15 protein-coding genes are annotated in these 15,650 nt (G+C 73.3%); 4 read left to right on the top strand and 11 right to left on the bottom strand.

The features are described 5' to 3' along the window. Positions 1–52: 52 nt before the first annotated feature. Entirely contained in the window at positions 53–1,363 is a 1,311-nt protein-coding gene (locus ACTWQF_RS31040; protein ID WP_443283086.1) for an MFS transporter, read from the top strand. A gap of 189 nt (positions 1,364–1,552) precedes the next feature. Here the strand turns inward: ACTWQF_RS31040 and ACTWQF_RS31045 are convergent, their stop codons facing one another. The 5 genes from ACTWQF_RS31045 to ACTWQF_RS31065 form a co-directional block, all read right to left on the bottom strand. Further along, entirely contained in the window at positions 1,553–2,335 is a 783-nt protein-coding gene (locus tag ACTWQF_RS31045) for a PIG-L deacetylase family protein (protein ID WP_443283059.1), read from the bottom strand. Positions 2,336–2,490: 155 nt separating this feature from the next. Then, entirely contained in the window at positions 2,491–2,964 is a 474-nt protein-coding gene (locus ACTWQF_RS31050; RefSeq protein WP_443283060.1) for a type II toxin-antitoxin system PemK/MazF family toxin, read from the bottom strand. Positions 2,965–3,125: 161 nt separating this feature from the next. Continuing rightward, positions 3,126–3,866 (bottom strand): hypothetical protein, encoded by a 741-nt coding sequence (locus ACTWQF_RS31055; protein WP_443283061.1) that lies wholly within the window; start codon positions 3,864–3,866, stop codon positions 3,126–3,128. Positions 3,867–4,154: 288 nt separating this feature from the next. Further along, a complete protein-coding gene (locus ACTWQF_RS31060; RefSeq protein ID WP_443283062.1) occupies positions 4,155–4,298 on the bottom strand; it encodes a hypothetical protein in 144 nt (47 codons plus the stop codon). A 19-nt stretch (positions 4,299–4,317) separates the two neighbouring features. After that, on the bottom strand, positions 4,318–5,211 hold the full coding sequence (locus tag ACTWQF_RS31065; protein ID WP_443283063.1) for a LysR family transcriptional regulator: 894 nt from the start codon (positions 5,209–5,211) through the stop codon (positions 4,318–4,320). Between the two features lie 177 nt (positions 5,212–5,388). Here ACTWQF_RS31065 and ACTWQF_RS31070 point away from each other — a divergent pair, with 177 nt between their 5' ends. After that, complete coding sequence (locus tag ACTWQF_RS31070) at positions 5,389–6,216, top strand: oxidoreductase (RefSeq protein WP_443283064.1); 828 nt, start codon at positions 5,389–5,391, stop codon at positions 6,214–6,216. A gap of 166 nt (positions 6,217–6,382) precedes the next feature. On the opposite strand, the gene ACTWQF_RS31075 is transcribed toward ACTWQF_RS31070, so the two are convergent. From ACTWQF_RS31075 to ACTWQF_RS31085, 3 genes are all read right to left on the bottom strand, one after another. Further along, on the bottom strand, positions 6,383–7,888 hold the full coding sequence (locus ACTWQF_RS31075) for an SWIM zinc finger family protein (protein WP_443283065.1): 1,506 nt from the start codon (positions 7,886–7,888) through the stop codon (positions 6,383–6,385). Further along, the gene (locus tag ACTWQF_RS31080; RefSeq protein WP_443283066.1) at positions 7,885–10,890 is read right to left on the bottom strand and encodes an SNF2-related protein; all 3,006 of its coding nucleotides are present in this window, start codon (positions 10,888–10,890) and stop codon (positions 7,885–7,887) included. The genes ACTWQF_RS31075 and ACTWQF_RS31080 overlap by 4 nt, the downstream gene beginning before the upstream one ends. A 154-nt stretch (positions 10,891–11,044) precedes the next feature. Continuing rightward, on the bottom strand, positions 11,045–11,440 hold the full coding sequence (locus tag ACTWQF_RS31085) for a hypothetical protein (RefSeq protein WP_443283067.1): 396 nt from the start codon (positions 11,438–11,440) through the stop codon (positions 11,045–11,047). 80 nt (positions 11,441–11,520) lie between these two features. On the opposite strand from ACTWQF_RS31085, the gene ACTWQF_RS31090 reads away from it, so the two are divergent. Beyond that, entirely contained in the window at positions 11,521–12,759 is a 1,239-nt protein-coding gene (locus ACTWQF_RS31090) for an amidase family protein (RefSeq protein ID WP_443283068.1), read from the top strand. After that, positions 12,759–13,310, top strand: coding sequence for a hypothetical protein (locus ACTWQF_RS31095; RefSeq protein WP_443283069.1), 552 nt, complete (start codon positions 12,759–12,761; stop codon positions 13,308–13,310). Before ACTWQF_RS31090 ends, ACTWQF_RS31095 begins: the two co-directional genes overlap by 1 nt. Positions 13,311–13,345: 35 nt before the next feature. Here ACTWQF_RS31095 and ACTWQF_RS31100 read toward each other — a convergent pair whose 3' ends face one another. From ACTWQF_RS31100 to ACTWQF_RS31110, 3 genes are all read right to left on the bottom strand, one after another. Then, complete coding sequence (locus tag ACTWQF_RS31100) at positions 13,346–13,741, bottom strand: tetratricopeptide repeat protein (protein ID WP_443283070.1); 396 nt, start codon at positions 13,739–13,741, stop codon at positions 13,346–13,348. Positions 13,742–13,938: 197 nt separating this feature from the next. Further along, positions 13,939–14,535, bottom strand: coding sequence for a dephospho-CoA kinase (gene coaE, locus ACTWQF_RS31105; RefSeq protein WP_443283071.1), 597 nt, complete (start codon positions 14,533–14,535; stop codon positions 13,939–13,941). A 38-nt stretch (positions 14,536–14,573) separates the two neighbouring features. Further along, positions 14,574–15,527 carry a proteasome assembly chaperone family protein gene (locus ACTWQF_RS31110; RefSeq protein ID WP_443283087.1) on the bottom strand — a complete coding sequence of 318 codons (954 nt, stop codon included), beginning with the start codon at positions 15,525–15,527 and terminating at the stop codon, positions 14,574–14,576. Positions 15,528–15,650: the final 123 nt, after the last annotated feature.

A 15,650-nucleotide genomic window follows, 5' to 3' on the forward strand; every position in this document is an offset into this window, starting at 1 on the left:
CGTCGTGACTGACATTCGTGACACGGCCGACGGTGATGACACACCGGGCGACATAGCCGGTCCCCCGGCAGAGCTCGCTGTCGGGCAGTCCGCGGTGCTCGACGGGGTCGATCTGGACGCCGTACGGCGACGGGTGCGGCTGGCGCTGGTCATCAGTCAGATCCTCGGCGGGCTGGGGGTCTCCACCGCGGTGGCGCTGGCCGCCGTGCTGGCCGAGGAGATCGGGGGCTCGGAGGCCGTGGCGGGGCTGGCGTCCACGTCCTCGGTCATCGGCACGGCGCTGCTGTCGCTGCCGTTCGCGGCGCTGATGGCCCGGCGCGGGCGGCGGGTGGGGCTGACGTCCGCCTACGCGGTGGCCGCTGTCGGCGGGCTCGTCGTGGTGACCGGGGCAGCGATGCGGAACTTCCCGCTGCTGCTGGTGGGCATGGCCGCCTTCGGTGCCAGCAACACCGCCAACCTCCAGGCACGCTTCGCCGCCGCCGACCTGGCCGAGCCGCTCCACCGGGCGCGGGCCATCTCGACGGTCGTATGGGCGACCACCATCGGCGCCGTGCTGGGCCCGAACATCGCGGCGCCCGCCGGGAGAACGGTGACAGGGCTCGGTGTGCCGGAGGCGGCGGGCCCCTTCCTGTGGGGCACCGTCGTCTTCCTGGCGGCCGGGGCGCTGCTGCATCTGCTGCTGCGGCCTGATCCGCTGCTGACGGCCCGCGCGCTGGCTCGCGCCGAGAGGGGCGACGCCGCCCAGGGCACGGAAGCGGAAACGGACGAGGACGGTGGCGGGCGGTCGCTGCGGGCCGGGCTGGCCGCGGTGGCGGCCTCGCCGCACGCCCGCGTCGCCCTGGCGGCAATAGCCGGCTCCCACACGGTGATGGTCTCCGTGATGGTGATGACCCCTGTGGACCTGGGCGGACACGGTGCCGGGGTGGAGCTGATCGGGCTGGTCATCAGCGGGCACATCACCGGTATGTACGCCTTCTCCCCGGTGATGGGCTGGCTTGCGGACCGGATCGGGCGGTTCAGCGTCATCCTGCTCGGCGTCGCCCTGCTGGGGTGTGCCACGGCGCTGGCCGGGACGGCGAACGGGAACCACGCACAGTCCGCTGCCGGGCTGTTCCTGCTCGGGCTGGGCTGGTCGGCGGGGCTGGTCTCCGGCTCCGCACTGCTCACGGACGCCGTCCCGCAGCAGGCTCGCGCGGCCGTGCAGGGCTTCTCGGACATGATCATGAACTCGGCCGCGGGCCTCGGCGGCGCCCTCTCCGGCCTCGTCGTCGCCCAAGCGGGCTACGGCTGGCTCAACCTGCTGGCCGCAGCGCTGCTGGTGCCCGTCGCACTGCTGACGGTGGCCGTCGCGGTACGGCGCTGACCCGCGGTGAAGGGGCCGCCCCCTCTCATCCCCGCCGCAACGGCGTCCAGGCCCGACGGCGGGGACCGGCGGTGCGAATCCACCGGTTGGGCGGGGTTCGGCACCGCATGCATCCGGCGGCGGGCGTCTCTCCGTTGCGACGGGAAGAGCGTTACCGCAGACAGCTCAGCGGGCGTGGAGTCGGACAGCTCAGCGGGCGTGGAGTTCGAAGGCGACCGAGCGGCGGCCGCCGTTCCGGTGGCCGTAGTGGTCCAGGCCGCCGTAGACGATCGAACGCGCGTATGTCTCGGGATCCTCGTCGGTGAGCGCCTCGATGTAGGCGCGGTGTTCCAGCAGCGAGGCGAGGCCCTTGCGGGCCGCCTCCTCCCCCACCAGGACGGCGTGCGTGACGGCCGGTGCAGCGGCGACGGCCACCCATCGCACTCCGGCCCACGGCAGGACGCCGTCCTGTTCGAGCTGGTCGCTGAAGATCCACCGGTTGCCCGCGTCGCCGACGGCGTCGAGGACGGAGCGGCCCAACGCGCGGTGGTCGGGGGTGTTCCAGGGGCTGCCGGGTGCGTCGCCCCAGGTGTCGTGGTGGTTGATGGTGAGGACCAGTTCGGGCCGGTGCTTGCGGATCGCCGCCGCGATGTCCCTGCGCAGCGCCGGGCCCTCCTCCAGTACACCGTCGCGGTGGTCGAGGAACTCCACCTCGGCCACTCCTACGACCTCCGCGCTCGCGCGCTGTTCGGCCTCGCGTACGCGGGCGGCCTCGGCGGGCTCCATGGTGTCGATGCCCGCCTCGCCCCTGGTGGCAAGGACGTAGACGACTTCCTTGCCCTGGGCCGTCCACTCGGCGACGGCCGCGGCAGCGCCGTACTCGAGGTCGTCCGGGTGTGCGACGATCGCCAGCGCCCGGGTCCAGTCCTCCGGCATCGCCGCCAGCTGCTCAGCCGCTCCGTGCTCCTCCACGCTCTGCGCTGTGGCCGTCATCCCGTTCCACCTTTCTTCGCGCGCGCCCCCGTTGGCGCTGATCGGCTGACGCAACGATCAACGGATGCAACGGCGCACCGCGCCGAACTGTTCCCGAGCGGCACCCTCAGCGTGTCAGTCTCCGGGCCGGGAAGCACGTCGGCCGTCCGGCCGGTTCAGCGCCAGCCGTAGACCTGTTGGAGGCGGTGCACCACCGCGTTGAAGCGTGCGCGGTCCAGGGCGCACGCTTCGCGCCGCATGCCGTGCGGATGCACCCGCAGCACCCGATCGAGTCCCACCCATGACTCCCGCCCCTCGCGGTCCCAGGGACCGGAACCCAGCGGCAGCCACTCCTGGTCACCGTTCCTGGTCCGGGAGGTGAGCTGTACGGCGAGGACCGGGGATGGGTCACCGTTGCCCTCCCGCGCGACGATCAGCACCGGCCGGTCCTTGCCCCGGCCGTCGGCCTCCTCGTAGGGCACCCACGTCCATACGATCTCCCCGGGGTCCGGGTCGCCGTCCGGATCGGGCGCGTACGTCATCCGTACGGCGCCCACGGCGCGCGGATCCACCTCGACCGTCGCGGTCGCTCCGCTCCTGCCGGGAAACTGCTCGTCTTCCTCGCCCAACTGGCCGGCTACCTGACTCATGACCTCAAGCTATCGGCCGGGCTCCAGCCGTCCGGCGCCGGCCTCGAGCTGCGGGCCGCCCAACGGGGTTGCGCCGCGGACAAGCCGACGGCGCCGCGTTCGGGGAACGCGGCGCCGTGCGGAGAGGGGTCGGCCGACCGGTGAGCGGGCGGCGAGCGGCGTCACCCGTACGGGTTGCCGCGGGGGTCGGCGGGGGCGCCGCCCTGCTGGCCCGGGTTGCCGTAGTACTGGCCCGGCTGCTGGGGCGGGGCCGCCGGGGCGCCAGGGGCCTGCGGGTTGCCGTAGTGCTGGCCGGGCTGGGGCTGCTGCTGAGGCTGCTGGTAGCCGCCGGGGGCCTGCGGCTGGGCATACGGCTGGCCCTGCGGGGGCTGACCCTGCGGCTGGCCCTGCGGGGCCTGCTGTGCGTAGCCCTGCTGGGGCTGGGCCTGAGGGGCGTAACCCTGCTGCGGCGCGTAGCCCTGCGGGGCACCCGGGGCACCCTGCGGACCGGGTGTGCTCCCGACGATGGCGAGCAGCTCCTCCAGCTCGTTGCGCCACATGCGGTGGATGTTGATGCGCACCGGCTTGGCCTCGCCCGGCAGCGCCATGTGGTAGAAGCTCCACAGCGGGTTCAGCTGGATCTCACCGAAGAGCGGGCGTGCCTGGTCGCGCGGGATGGCGTGCACGATTTCCTTCGGACGCTGCGAGAAACGGGACATCTGCTGCACCAGCAGGGCCTGTTCGGTGACCGTGATGAAGTAGTACTTGATCAAGAGCTGGCCGATCAGCCCGAGAAAACCGACACTGAGCCACGGGGTCGGCCCCGCGACAGTGGCGACCGTGACCAGCGGCCGGTCTCCCGGCGCTTGTTGGGCAATGGCCTCGGCCACCTGCTTCTTCATCGTCGCCTTACGAAAGGCCATCGGACCGCTCCTCGCTGCGTTCGCCGCGCTGTACGGCGCTGTCTTTGCGTTCGGCGCAGAGTACTCGCCGAAGGTGACAGTTCTCCTGCCCGGGGGCCACGGCCCGGTGGCCCCCGGGGCGGGCGTGGAACCAAGGAACAGACCAGGACCGGTCAACGTGCGGTCATGAGCGGTCAAAAATTCTGCAGCGCCCGCACTGCATCTTCCGTCCCGAAAAGGGGAGTTGGCGCAGTACGGTGGCCGTCCGCTCGTGACCCATCAGCGAGGACGACAAAGCCGTGATGACGGTCACAGTGGCAGCCGTGCGGCACCTGGTGTGTACGGGTCGTGGAGGAACTGCTCAGGGCGGGCGACGCCGAGCGGGCGGCCGGGGGCGACGCACAGGTCGTACGGGTGGCGCAGGGCCGGGACGGCGCGCCTGAGGCAGGACAAACGTCGGCGTCAGTCCGGATCAGACGCCCGCCACCTCCGCCGCCGCCCGCAGATAGGCGTGGACGAGAGGGCGGTCGTCATCCGCGCGGCGGGCGACCGCCAGACGGCTCGGCGTCACGCCCACGACGCGGCGGGTGATCACGCCGCCCCGCATCAGCAGCGGCGCGTTGCCGCGCGCCAGCAGGCACACGCCCTGACCGCCGACGAGGGCTTCATAGGTCTCCTCGGAACTGCTCACCTCGGCGCCGACGACCGGTTCACGTCCCCCGCGGGCGTCCGTCGCGAGCCAGTAGTCGCGCAGCGGCCCGGCGCTCTTCGGCAGTGCGAGGAACGGTTCGTCGAGCAGGTCGGCGAAGTCGACTGCCGGGCGTCCGGCCAGCCGGTGGGTGTCGGGCAGCGCGACCAGCCGCGGCTCCTGAGCCACCACGGTCCAGCCGTAGCGCTCCGGCTCGGGCAGCGGCAGCCAGACGAAGGCCACGTCGCTGGTGCCGTCCGCCAGCCCCGCGGTCGCGTCGTCCCAGCTGAACTGCCGCACCGTCAGCACGGCTTCGGGGTACTCGGCGGTGACGCGCGACCGGACGGCGGGCAGCAGACCGCCCCGCCCGGGGCTGGTGCTCATGCCGACCACCAGGCCGGCCCGCTGCGCCGCCCTGACAGCCTCGACCGCCTCCCAGCCCGTCTGCCACTCGGCCAGCACCCGTTGGGCGTACGGCAGCAGGGCGGTGCCCGCACGTGTCAGCGCCACGCCCCGCCGGTCCCGCTCGAACAGGGCCACGCCGAGCGTCCGCTCCAGCATGCGGATCTGCTTGCTCAGCGCGGGCTGCGAGACGAACAGGCGCTCGGCAGCCCGGGTGAAGTGCAGTTCCTCCGCCACCGCTACGAAGTACCGCAGATCCCGACCATGCACGTCCATAACCGTTGGCTATCACGGAAGGTCTTGGACGTGCGACGGAATTGTCGAGGAGTCTTGCTTCCCGACGGCTCCTGACGGCTTCCCAAGGGCCCCGCCGCGCGAACGGCGTCGGGCCGGAACCGGGCACAGGATGAGCCGTACCGAGACGAGCCGGAACAGGAACGGGACGGAGAACCGATGAGCAGAGTGTGGCTGGTGACGGGTGCCAACAGCGGCTTCGGACGGGCGATCACCAAGGCGGCCGTGGCCGCGGGCGACACCGTGGTGGCGGCCGTCCGCCGCACCTCGGCCCTGGACGACCTCGTTGCGGCACACCCCGACCAGGTGGACCCCGTCCACATGGACGTCACCGACAGCGAGCAGGCAGCGGCAGTTGCCGCCGAGGTGATCGCCCGGCACGGCAGGATCGACGTGCTGGTCAACAACGCCGGACGTACCCACGTCGGTGCCCTGGAGGAGACCACCGAAGCCGAACTGCGCGCCCTCTTCGACGTGCACGTCTTCGGCCCCGCCGCCCTCGTCCGCGCCGTCCTGCCGCACATGCGGGAACGCCGTACGGGCGCCATCGTGCAACTCAGCAGCATGGGCGGCCAACTGTCCTTCGCCGGGTTCGGCGCTTACAGCGCCACGAAGTTCGCGCTGGAGGGGATGTCCGAGGCGCTTGCGGACGAGGTGGCGCCGTACGGCATCAGGGTGCTGATCGTCGAGCCCGGATCGTTCCGTACCGGCCTGTTCAGCGCGGGCACCGCCAGCGCCGAGACGGGACCGTACGCGGACACCGTCGGCCCCACCCGCCGCATGATCGAGGCCAGCGACGGCAAGCAGCCCGGCGACCCCGCCAAGGCCGCCGCCGCCATCCTCACCGCCCTCGACGCCGAGCAGACCCCGCTTCGCCTCCCGCTGGGCGACGACGCCGTGGACGCCGTCCTCGGCCACCTGGACCGCGTCCGCACGGAGATCGAAGGCTGGGAGACGGTCGCGCGCGGCACGGCGATTGAGGGGTAGTCCGCGTCTTGCGGGTTGCCCCGCCTCTCGTTGTTCCGGTGAGGGGGTGCCCCTGCCCGACTTCCGCGGGCTGCGGGCGTTCCCCCAAGCTCTTCGAGCAGGGAGGTACCCCCATGGCTGGTCGCGCAGTTCCCCGCGCCCCTTCGGGGCACAGCCACCACGGCGGTCAGTGTTCCCGGAGTCCGGTGAGGGCCTGTACCGGATCGGGTGCTGAGGGGCCTTCCGGCCACCAGTCGCGCCGGTCGGGGGCTTCCGGCTGCGAGGTCTCATTGGGCGCGGCCCGGTAGGGGTACCAGCGGCCGTCGCGCCCGTAACGGAGCTGGACGGGGCGGGTGGTGTGGGTGAGGTGGTTGCGGTGGATAGTCATCGTGATGCCCAGGCCCGCCAGGGCGCTGCGCCCGCGGTCGAAGTCGCCCGCGGGCGGGTCCCAGGCGGTTTCGAGTACGCCGAGCCCCGCGGGGCCGCCCTGCCGCCAGGCCGCCGCGGCACGGGCCAGCTCCAGCGCATCCCGGCCCGCCGACCGCGCCAGTGCGGCGAAGAGCGAGGTGAGGCTGCGACGGCCGGTCAGCTGTGGATGAGTGGCGGCGAGGCGGATGGTGTCGTGCCAGAGCGAGAGTTCGGGCAGCGGGTCGCCGTCTTCCGCGTCTCCCGGCCCCTCCCCGCCGTTCCCCTCCGCCGACATCACCGTCAGGGCGAGCCGGGCCCGGGTGGCGGCATCGGTCGCCAGGAACGTGAGGGCGTCGGCGCTGGGGGCTCCGGGCAGGTCGGGGAACGTGCCCGGCTCGCCGGGAGCTTCCGGCAGCGGCTGCGGCTCGGGCAGCGGAGGCCGTACGGCGGTGGCGAACACCTCCCTCGCGGGCACAGTGCTGCTCAACTGCCGCTGGGCGGGAAAGACGTCGGGGGCGCCCGGAGAAGCGCCCGGCAGCGTGTGGTCGGCACCGGCGCCTGTGCCCTCCTGCCGCGCGGTGCTTCGGCCGTGCTGCCCGGTGCTTATGCCGTGCCGTGCGTAACTTCTGCGCTGCTGCGCGGTGCTCCTGCCCTCCTGTGCGGAGCTTCTGCTCTGCCGCGCGGAGCTTCTGCCCAGCCGCGCGGTGCTTCTGCGCGCCACCTCCTCCCGTACGGTCCCCGCTTCCCGGCCCCGCACCAGGAGCAGTGCCCAAGGGTCGGCGTCCAGCAGACGTCCCGTCTCGTAGCCGAGCGCTGCCGCGTGTTTGCACGGGTGGCCCTGGTCCGGACAGCTGCATGCGGGGATGAGCTCGCCCGCGTCCGGGAGGAGCCGCACGCCTGCCGACCGGGCCGTGGCCGCCACGCCGGGCGGTATCTCCCCGTCGAGCAGCGCCGCCGCATCAACCGGCCGGGCCGCGACCGCCGCCAGGAAGGCGTCCCACTCCTCCTCAGACAGCACGGGCAGCCGCCATTCGGCGCGGTAGGGGCGGGGACGGCTGCCGTGCACATACGCCGTGACCCGGCCGGGCCCCACCCGCACCGCGGACACTCCCCCGGCATCCGCCCGGCCCGAGCCGAAGCCCTGGCCCGCACGCGCGTACGCCCGCCCGCGCTCCAGCCGGGCCGGATCCCGCGCGGCTCCCTCCATCGCGCGCAGCCACGCCCCGCCCCAGCTCTCCGTCACCCTCTCCGGGCCTGCCCCGCGGGCCTGCCCGGCGCCGTTCACTGCTGCCTCCGCAGCGACACCAGGTCGGCCAGCTGCGCGTCGGTCAGCTCCGTCAGCGCGGCCTCGCCGCCGCTCAGCACCGCGTCGGCCAACTGCTTCTTGGCCGCCAGCAGTTGGGCGATGCGGTCCTCCACGGTGCCCTGCGTCAGCAGCCGGTGCACCTGCACGGGCTGGGTCTGGCCGATGCGGTAGGCGCGGTCGGTGGCCTGCTCCTCGACGGCCGGGTTCCACCAGCGGTCGTAGTGGACGACGTGCCCGGCACGGGTCAGATTGAGCCCGGTGCCCGCCGCCTTGAGCGACAGCAGGAAGACGGGGACCTCACCGGACTGGAAGGCGTCCACCATCTCCTCCCGCCGTCCCACCGGCGTCCCCCCGTGCAGGAGCTGAGCCCTGGTTCGGCGCTCGGCCAGATGTGCCTGGAGCAGCCGCGCCATCTCCACGTACTGCGTGAACACCAGCACCGAGCCGCCCTCGGCCAGGATCGTGCCCAGCAGTTCGTCCAGCAGCCCGAGCTTGCCGGAGCGGCCGGGGAGCCGTGCGCCCGCTCCCTCCCGCAGATACTGCGCCGGATGGTTGCAGATCTGCTTGAGCGCGGTCAGCAGCTTCATCACCAGGCCGCGCCGCTCGATGCCCTCCGCCGCCTCGATCCGGGCCAACGTCTCGCGCACCACCGCCTCGTACAGCGCCACCTGCTCCCTGCTGAGTTCGACCGTGTGGTCGGTCTCCGTCTTGGGCGGCAGCTCGGGGACGATGCCCGGGTCGGACTTCTTTCGGCGCAGCAGGAACGGGCGTACGAGCCGGGCCAGCCGCTCCGTCGCCTCCGGGTCCTCACCGCCCTCGACGGCACGGGCGTGCCGGGCGCGGAAGGTCTTGAGCGGGCCGAGCAGTCCCGGCGTCGTCCAGTCGAGCAGCGCCCACAGCTCCGACAGGTTGTTCTCGACGGGCGTGCCGGTGAGGGCGACCCGGGCGGCGGCAGGGAGCGTACGCAGTGCGCGGGCCGTGGCGGAGTAGGCGTTCTTCACATGCTGGGCCTCGTCAGCGACGACAAGACCCCACTCACGCGCGGCGAGCTGCTCCGCGCTGCTGCGGAGCGTGCCGTAGGTCGTCAGGACGAACCCGGCGTCGGACTCCACCTCGCACCCGGCACCAGCGGCGTCACCGCCCAGCCCTTCCAAGGTGCGCCCGGGCCCGTGGAAGCGGCGTACGGGGACATCGGGCGCGAACCGCGCCAGCTCCCGCTGCCAGTTGCCCAGCAGCGACGCCGGGCACACCACCAGCGTCGGCGCCGTCCCGCCCCGCTCGGCGCGGCGCAGGTGGAGCGCGATGAGCGTGACGGTCTTGCCCAGCCCCATGTCGTCGGCGAGGCAGCCGCCCAGCCCGAGGGAGGTCATCAAATCCAGCCAGGCGAGCCCTCGCCGCTGATAGCCGCGCAGCCGGGCCTGCAGCCGGGCGGGCGGGGCCACGTCCGCGGCGGCCGGATCGGTCGCGTCGCCGAGCCTGTCCCGGAGCGCCGCCAGGGCGCCCTCCGGCACCGCCTCGACCCGCTCGCCGTCCACCTCGGCCTCGCCCGACAGCGCGGCGGCCAGCGCGTCGCCGGGCGAGAGCAGCCCCAGATGCCGCTTGCGTGCCTTGCGCACCAGCTCCGGGTCGACCAGCACCCACTGGTCGCGCAGCCGCACCAGCGGACGGTGTGCCTCGGCCAGCTCGTCCATCTCGCCCTCGGTGAGCGGTTCCCCGTCGAGCGCCAGTTGCCAGCGGAATTCGAGCAGCTGCTGCTCCTTGAAGAAGCCGAACCCGTCGGCTGCCGAGCCCGGCGCCTGCGGACTCGTCCGCACCACCGCCGTAGCGCTCAGCAGGTCGCGGACGAGCGTACGCGGCCAGTGCACGGCCACGTCCGCGGCGGCCAGCTCGCGGGCCTTGCGACCCAGCAGATCGTTCAGCTCCTCCTCCGTCAGCGGGAGCACATCGGGGGTGGGCCGCTCCAGCAGTCGCCCGAGCGGCGGCCAGACTCGCGCCGCGCGGCGCACCGCCAGCACGGTGTCCACCCGGGCCCGCGGCCCCAGATACTCCGCCTCCCCCTGCCACAGCGCCGCCACGTCCGCGACCAGCGTCGCGTCCGTGATGCTCGTCGCCTGTACGACCGCCGCCGCGACGTACGGCTCCGCGGACGCGGATCCGTACCGGCTCGCCCGGCTTTCGGGAGGGCCGTCCCCGCCGTTCGTCCCCTCGGGATCCGGGTCCGGGCCGCCGTCGAAGATCCGGTCCGCCGACAGGTCGAGCCGGAGGGAGATCCGGATTCCGGCCTCCGTACCCGCCGCGACCTCGGCCGCCCACTCCCGCAGCCGCGGATACCGCTCGGAGAGCCGCTGCGGTTCCCGCCCCGCGAACGCCGGTCCCGTGGCAGCGGGACCGGCAGGCGTACGGGGCAGCACGTCGGCGACCGCGTCCAGGAAGGCCCGTACGAGCCCTTCGGGCTCCGGCACCCGGATGGGCCCGCCGGCCGGTTGCCGCCCGGGCCCGGCCTGGGCCGGCTCCCCCGGTGGGGCCGCACCTGGCCGGACCGGGACCGCATGGGCCTCCGGCGGCATGGCGGCGGCCACCGCGCTCAGGTGCGCCACATCCTCCGCGTCCAGCGGGCCCGCCCGCCACACATCCGTGTCCCCCTCGCCGAGGCCCGGCATCAGGCGCCCCCTGGCGACCAGCCGCAGCCCCTGCAGCGCAGCCGCACCCCAGCACGCGGCGGCCGGATGCGCGCGCCCGTCCGTCCGCGCCCTCATCAGGACGGGCAGCGCCTCCCGCACCGGCAGCCGGCGCGCCGCCACCACTCGCTGCCGCACTCCCTTTCCGTGCGGCCGCACCACTGTCAGCTCTCCGGGCTCCCCCACCTCGGGCAGCTCGCCCCCGTCGTCACGCCAGAACGCCACCCGTCCCTGCCGGGGCACTTCCCCCGGCAGGAAAACGGCGGCACACCGCAGGAGGTCCGCACCGCTCCCCGACCCCATACGCGCCACCGCTTCCGCACACCTGACTCCGACCTCGCCAGCGAGTCTAGGAGCGGCCACTGACAATCCCCCCGACGATCAAGGGACCTGCTGGTCAGGCCCTCGGCTGGGGGAAAGCTGCGGATCGGTCGGGCGCCTGGCCGGCGTTCCCGGGTCAGCCCAGATTGATCCCGCCATGGATGTCGCGTGCCTGGATGACGGCACCGGTCACCTGCGCCGATCCGGACACCGTGTTGTGGACCTCGGAGTGCTCGGCACGCAGCACCGAGGCGTGTCGTTCGGCCCAGCCGCGCAGCAGAGCGGCGAACTCCTCGTCGGCGCGAGCCTGCTCGCCGAGCCAGCAGGTCAGGACGCGGACCTGCTCGCTGTCTGCCGGGTCGACGGCCGTCAGCCGGCCCTCGCCCGGTTCGCCGTCGGGGCGACGGCCGCCCACCCGCCGTACGAGCGACAGCAGGGACTCCCAGGCGGACTGCCCGGCCGCGCTGGCGGCACCATTGGCAACGGCTGAGGCGGCGGTGGTGGCGAGGGCGAGGGCAGGCTCAACGTCCATACGTCATACGGTAGATCGCCCGCAGACACCCCGCCAGACCGCACCCGGTTGTACCGTTTCCGGGGAAACGGGGGTTGCCGATGAACGGGGACAGCAGCGCCGCACCGCGCGCCCCGCGGTCCGATCCGCGCGGTGCAGCCGAGTACAGCTGCATGCCGGCGTGCGAGATCGCCGAAGAGGTGACGGCAGGCCGGTTGTCGGCCCGCGAGGTGGCGTGGGCGGCACTGGCGCGGATCGCCGAAGTCGATGAGTCGATACGGGCGTTCACCGAGGTGTGGCCCGCGCGGGCCGCGTCGCACGCGGCGGACGTCGAGAGGGCCGTCCGGGCAGGTGACCGACTGCCGCTGGCCGGGGTGCCGTTGGCGGTCAAGGCCACGCAACGCCTCTCGTCCCGGCAGGTGGCCCGGCTGGTGGCCGCGGGCTGTGTGCCGGTCGGGGCCACCGCCACGCCCGGCGCGGGCACCGGGTGGCAGACGTGGGGCGCCACCGACCGTGGTCCCACCCTCAACCCCCACAACCCGGAGTGGAGTCCGGGCGGCTCGTCGGCCGGTTCTGCTGCCGCCGTGGCGGCGGGCATGGTACCGCTCGCCACCGGAAGCGACGGTGCGGGCTCCGTGCGCATCCCCGCCGCGTGGTGTGCCGTCCTCGGCGTGAAGACGACAGGCGGGTTGGTGCCCGTCCCGGACCGGTCCGGCGGACGCGCCCGACGGAGCGTGCCCGGCCCGCTGGCCCGTACGGCCGCCGACGCCGCCGCCTACCTGGCCGCGCTCACCGGCACCGCCCCGCCTCTGCTCGCGCCCCCGGTGCGCCCGCTGCGGACGGCATGGTCGGCCACGTTGGGCTTCGCCGACACACAGCAGCCGGTCGCCGCGAAGGCGCGTACGTTTCTGGACCTCCTGGCCCGGGCCGGCGTCACCGTTCCCCGTTCCGTGTCCGTTCGGCTGCCGGACCCCGCCGGCTGCTGGCAGGCGCTCCGTTCCGACCCGCACAACGCGGCAGGCCGCGAATCGGCTGCCGGCACAGTCGCCGCTCTCACCGCCGAGCTGGACCGGGTCTTCGGGGAGGTGGATCTGATCGCCACCCCGACCACGCCCAATCCACCACATGGCCACGAAGGGCCGGGAGAAACCATGAGCGTTGCCCTCACCTGGGCGTTCAACATCACAGGACACCCGGCGATCAGCATCCCCGCCGGGCTCACGGCCGCCGGCGACCCGGTCGGCCTGCAACTCGTGGCCCCGCACGGCCGGGAAACCGACCTCCTGGCCGTCGCGGCGGCAGCCGAGGCCGCGGCAGCCGGAACCGCGGAGGCGCGCTGATGGTCGCCGGCGAGTCGCGGCGCCCGCTGCTCATGCTGGACGTCGACGGTCCGCTCAACCCGTTCGCCGCGCGCTGGCCGCGCCGTCCGCGCGGCTATCGCGCACATCAGATGCTGCCGCCCAGCTACGTGGCGCGGCGGGAGGCCGCCGGGCGGGACGCATCGCCACTGCGCGTACGGCTGAACGCCGCACACGGTCAGCGGCTGCTGGGGCTGGGATACGACCTCGTCTGGGCGACCACCTGGGGCGCCGAGGCCAACGAGTACATCGGGCCGCTGCTGGGGCTGCCGCGGCTGCCGGTCGTCGAGTGGGGGGACGAGATCGTGCCTGAACTGGACGGGTTGCTGTTCAAGACCCGGCATGTGGTGGCGTGGGCGGCCGGCCGGCCGTTCGCGTGGGTGGACGACGCGCTGACGGCGAAGGAGCGCCGGTTCGTCGGCGCCCATCATCCCGGACCCGCCCTCCTCCATCACGTGGACCCTCGGCGCGGGCTGCGCGCGGAAGACTTCGCCACGCTGGCCCACTGGGCCGAGGAATACACGGACGGGTAGTCGCGGTGGGCGCCCGGCCGGTCGCGCCTTCCGGATCAGTTGCCGAGATCCGTCGCCCCGGGCTCCGGCGGCTCGTAACTGTCGAACCCCGCGGCCTCCACGAAGTCCGGCCGGGGGTTGAGCGCGGCGGCGAGCTTGAAGTGAGCACGGGCCTCGTCGTCCCGGGAGGCCCGCTGCAGCGTACGGGCCAGCGCGAAGTGCGCGAACGCGTTGTCGGGCTCGCGCTCCAGCACCCACTGGAACTCCTGCTCGGCCGACTGCAGCCGGGCCGCCAGGAAGTACGCACGCGCGCGCAGCAGGCGGGCACCCCGGTGCTCGGGGTGCTCTTCGATCACGTTGTCCAGAAGGTCGACCGCACCGCGCGGGTCACGCGCTTGAAGCAGCTGCTCCGCCGCGCGGAACTGGATGAGGTTCGTCTCGGGGCTCGTCACAGCACTGCCCTTCCATCGGCTCTCGCCTCGGCACAACGTCGGGCTGCCCGTGACCATTCCCAGGGCATTCCCGGCCGGGGGCTGGGGAGCATATGCCCCGCGCACAGGTGGAGCGAACGAAAAACGGCCCACGGACACGAACCAGCCCGGCAGACGCACCGACCCCTGCGGCCGGCATCAGCGCCCGCAGCCGCGGATCAGCCGTGCAGCGCTTCCCAGACCTCGCGTACCCGGGGGGCCAGCTTCTCCAGCGGGCCGTCGTTGTCGATCACGATGTCGGCGACGGCCAGCCGCTCCTCGCGGCTCGCCTGCGCGGCCATCCGGGCCCGCGCCTCGTCCTCCTCCATACCGCGCAGCCGCACCAGCCGGTCGAGCTGGGTGCGGGGGGCGGCGTCCACCACGACGACCTTGTCGTAGAGCGGGGCGAGCCCGTTCTCCACCAGCAGCGGCACGTCGTGCACCACGACCGCGTCCTCGTCGGCCTCGCGGGCCGCCCGCTCCAGCTCGGCGGAGCGCTCGCCCACCAGCGGGTGGACGATCGCGTTCAGCGCGGCCAGCCGCTCGGGGTCGGCGAAGACCAAGGAGCCCAGGCGCGGCCGGTCGAGGCTGCCGTCCGGCGCCAGGATCTCCGCGCCGAACTCGGCGACGACCGCCGCCAGCCCCGGCGTACCCGGCTCCACGACCTCCCGTGCGATCCGGTCCGCGTCGACGATGACCGCTCCGCACTCGGCGAACAGCCGCGACACCTCGCTCTTGCCCGAGCCGATCCCGCCCGTGAGACCCACCTTCACCATGCGGCACACGCTATACGCCGCCCGCGCGGGGCCGGGACTCAGTCCGGTTGTCCGCCCTCGGAGCCGGGGCCCTGCTGGCTCTCCCGGTCGGCGAGGAACTGTTCGAAGACGGCGCCGAGCTCCTCAGCTGAAGGCAGCTCGTTGGGCTCTGCTACCAGGTTGCCGCGCGTCTCGGCGCCTGCCACCGCGTCGTACTGCTGTTCAAGGCCACGGACGACCGACACCAGCTCCTCGTCGCCCTCCGCCAGCTGCCGCTCGATCTCGTTCTGCGTCCGCAGCGCCTCCGTACGCAGCGCGTGCGCCACCTCCGGAAGGACCAGGCCCGTCGCGGAAGTGATCGCCTCGGTGACGACCAGCGCGGCGTCGGGATACGTGGACCGTGCGATGTAGTGCGGCACGTGGGCGACGACGCCGAGCACGTCGTGCCCGCTCTCCGCCAGCCGCAGCTCGGTCAGCGCCGATGCGCTGCCCGGCACCTGCGCCTCGTCGAAGACGGACCGCTGGGCCGGCACCAGGTCGGTACGGTTTCCGTGCGGGGTGAGGCCCACGGGGCGGGTGTGAGGGACACCCATGGGGATGCCGTGGAACGTGACGGACAGCCTGGCCCGTACCCGCTCCACGATTTCGGAGACCGCCGCGGTGAAGCCCTCCCACTCGTTGTCCGGCTCCGGCCCGGACAGCAGCAGGAACGGCGCGTCCGTCGCATCCCGCATCAGCCGCAGCTCCAGTTGGGGCGTCTCGTACGACACCCAGCGGTCCCGGCGGAACGTCATCATCGGGCGGCGTGCGCGGTAGTCGAGCAGGCGGTCGACGTCGAAGCGGGCCACGGTGAGGTACGGCTGGGTCTCCAGCAGTCGCTCCACGATCTGGTCGCCAGTGTCACCGGCGTCCATGAAGCCCTCGAAGTGGTACAGCATCACCAGTCCGGCGCTGTCCGGTTCCTCGATGATCGCGTCGACGGCATCGAGTCCGGCCTGATCCCACGCGTACATAGCTTCCCGCTTCTGTGCCATACCGGTGTCAACACCCCTGCCCCACACCCGCATTCCCTCACACTGATTCGAAGGCGATCCCTCCGTCTCCGGGGCCCTCCGTCCGGCATGGCACCGCCGGTC

Source organism: Streptomyces sp. 8N114 (assembly GCF_052245835.1).
In the GTDB taxonomy this organism is placed as follows: domain Bacteria; phylum Actinomycetota; class Actinomycetes; order Streptomycetales; family Streptomycetaceae; genus Streptomyces.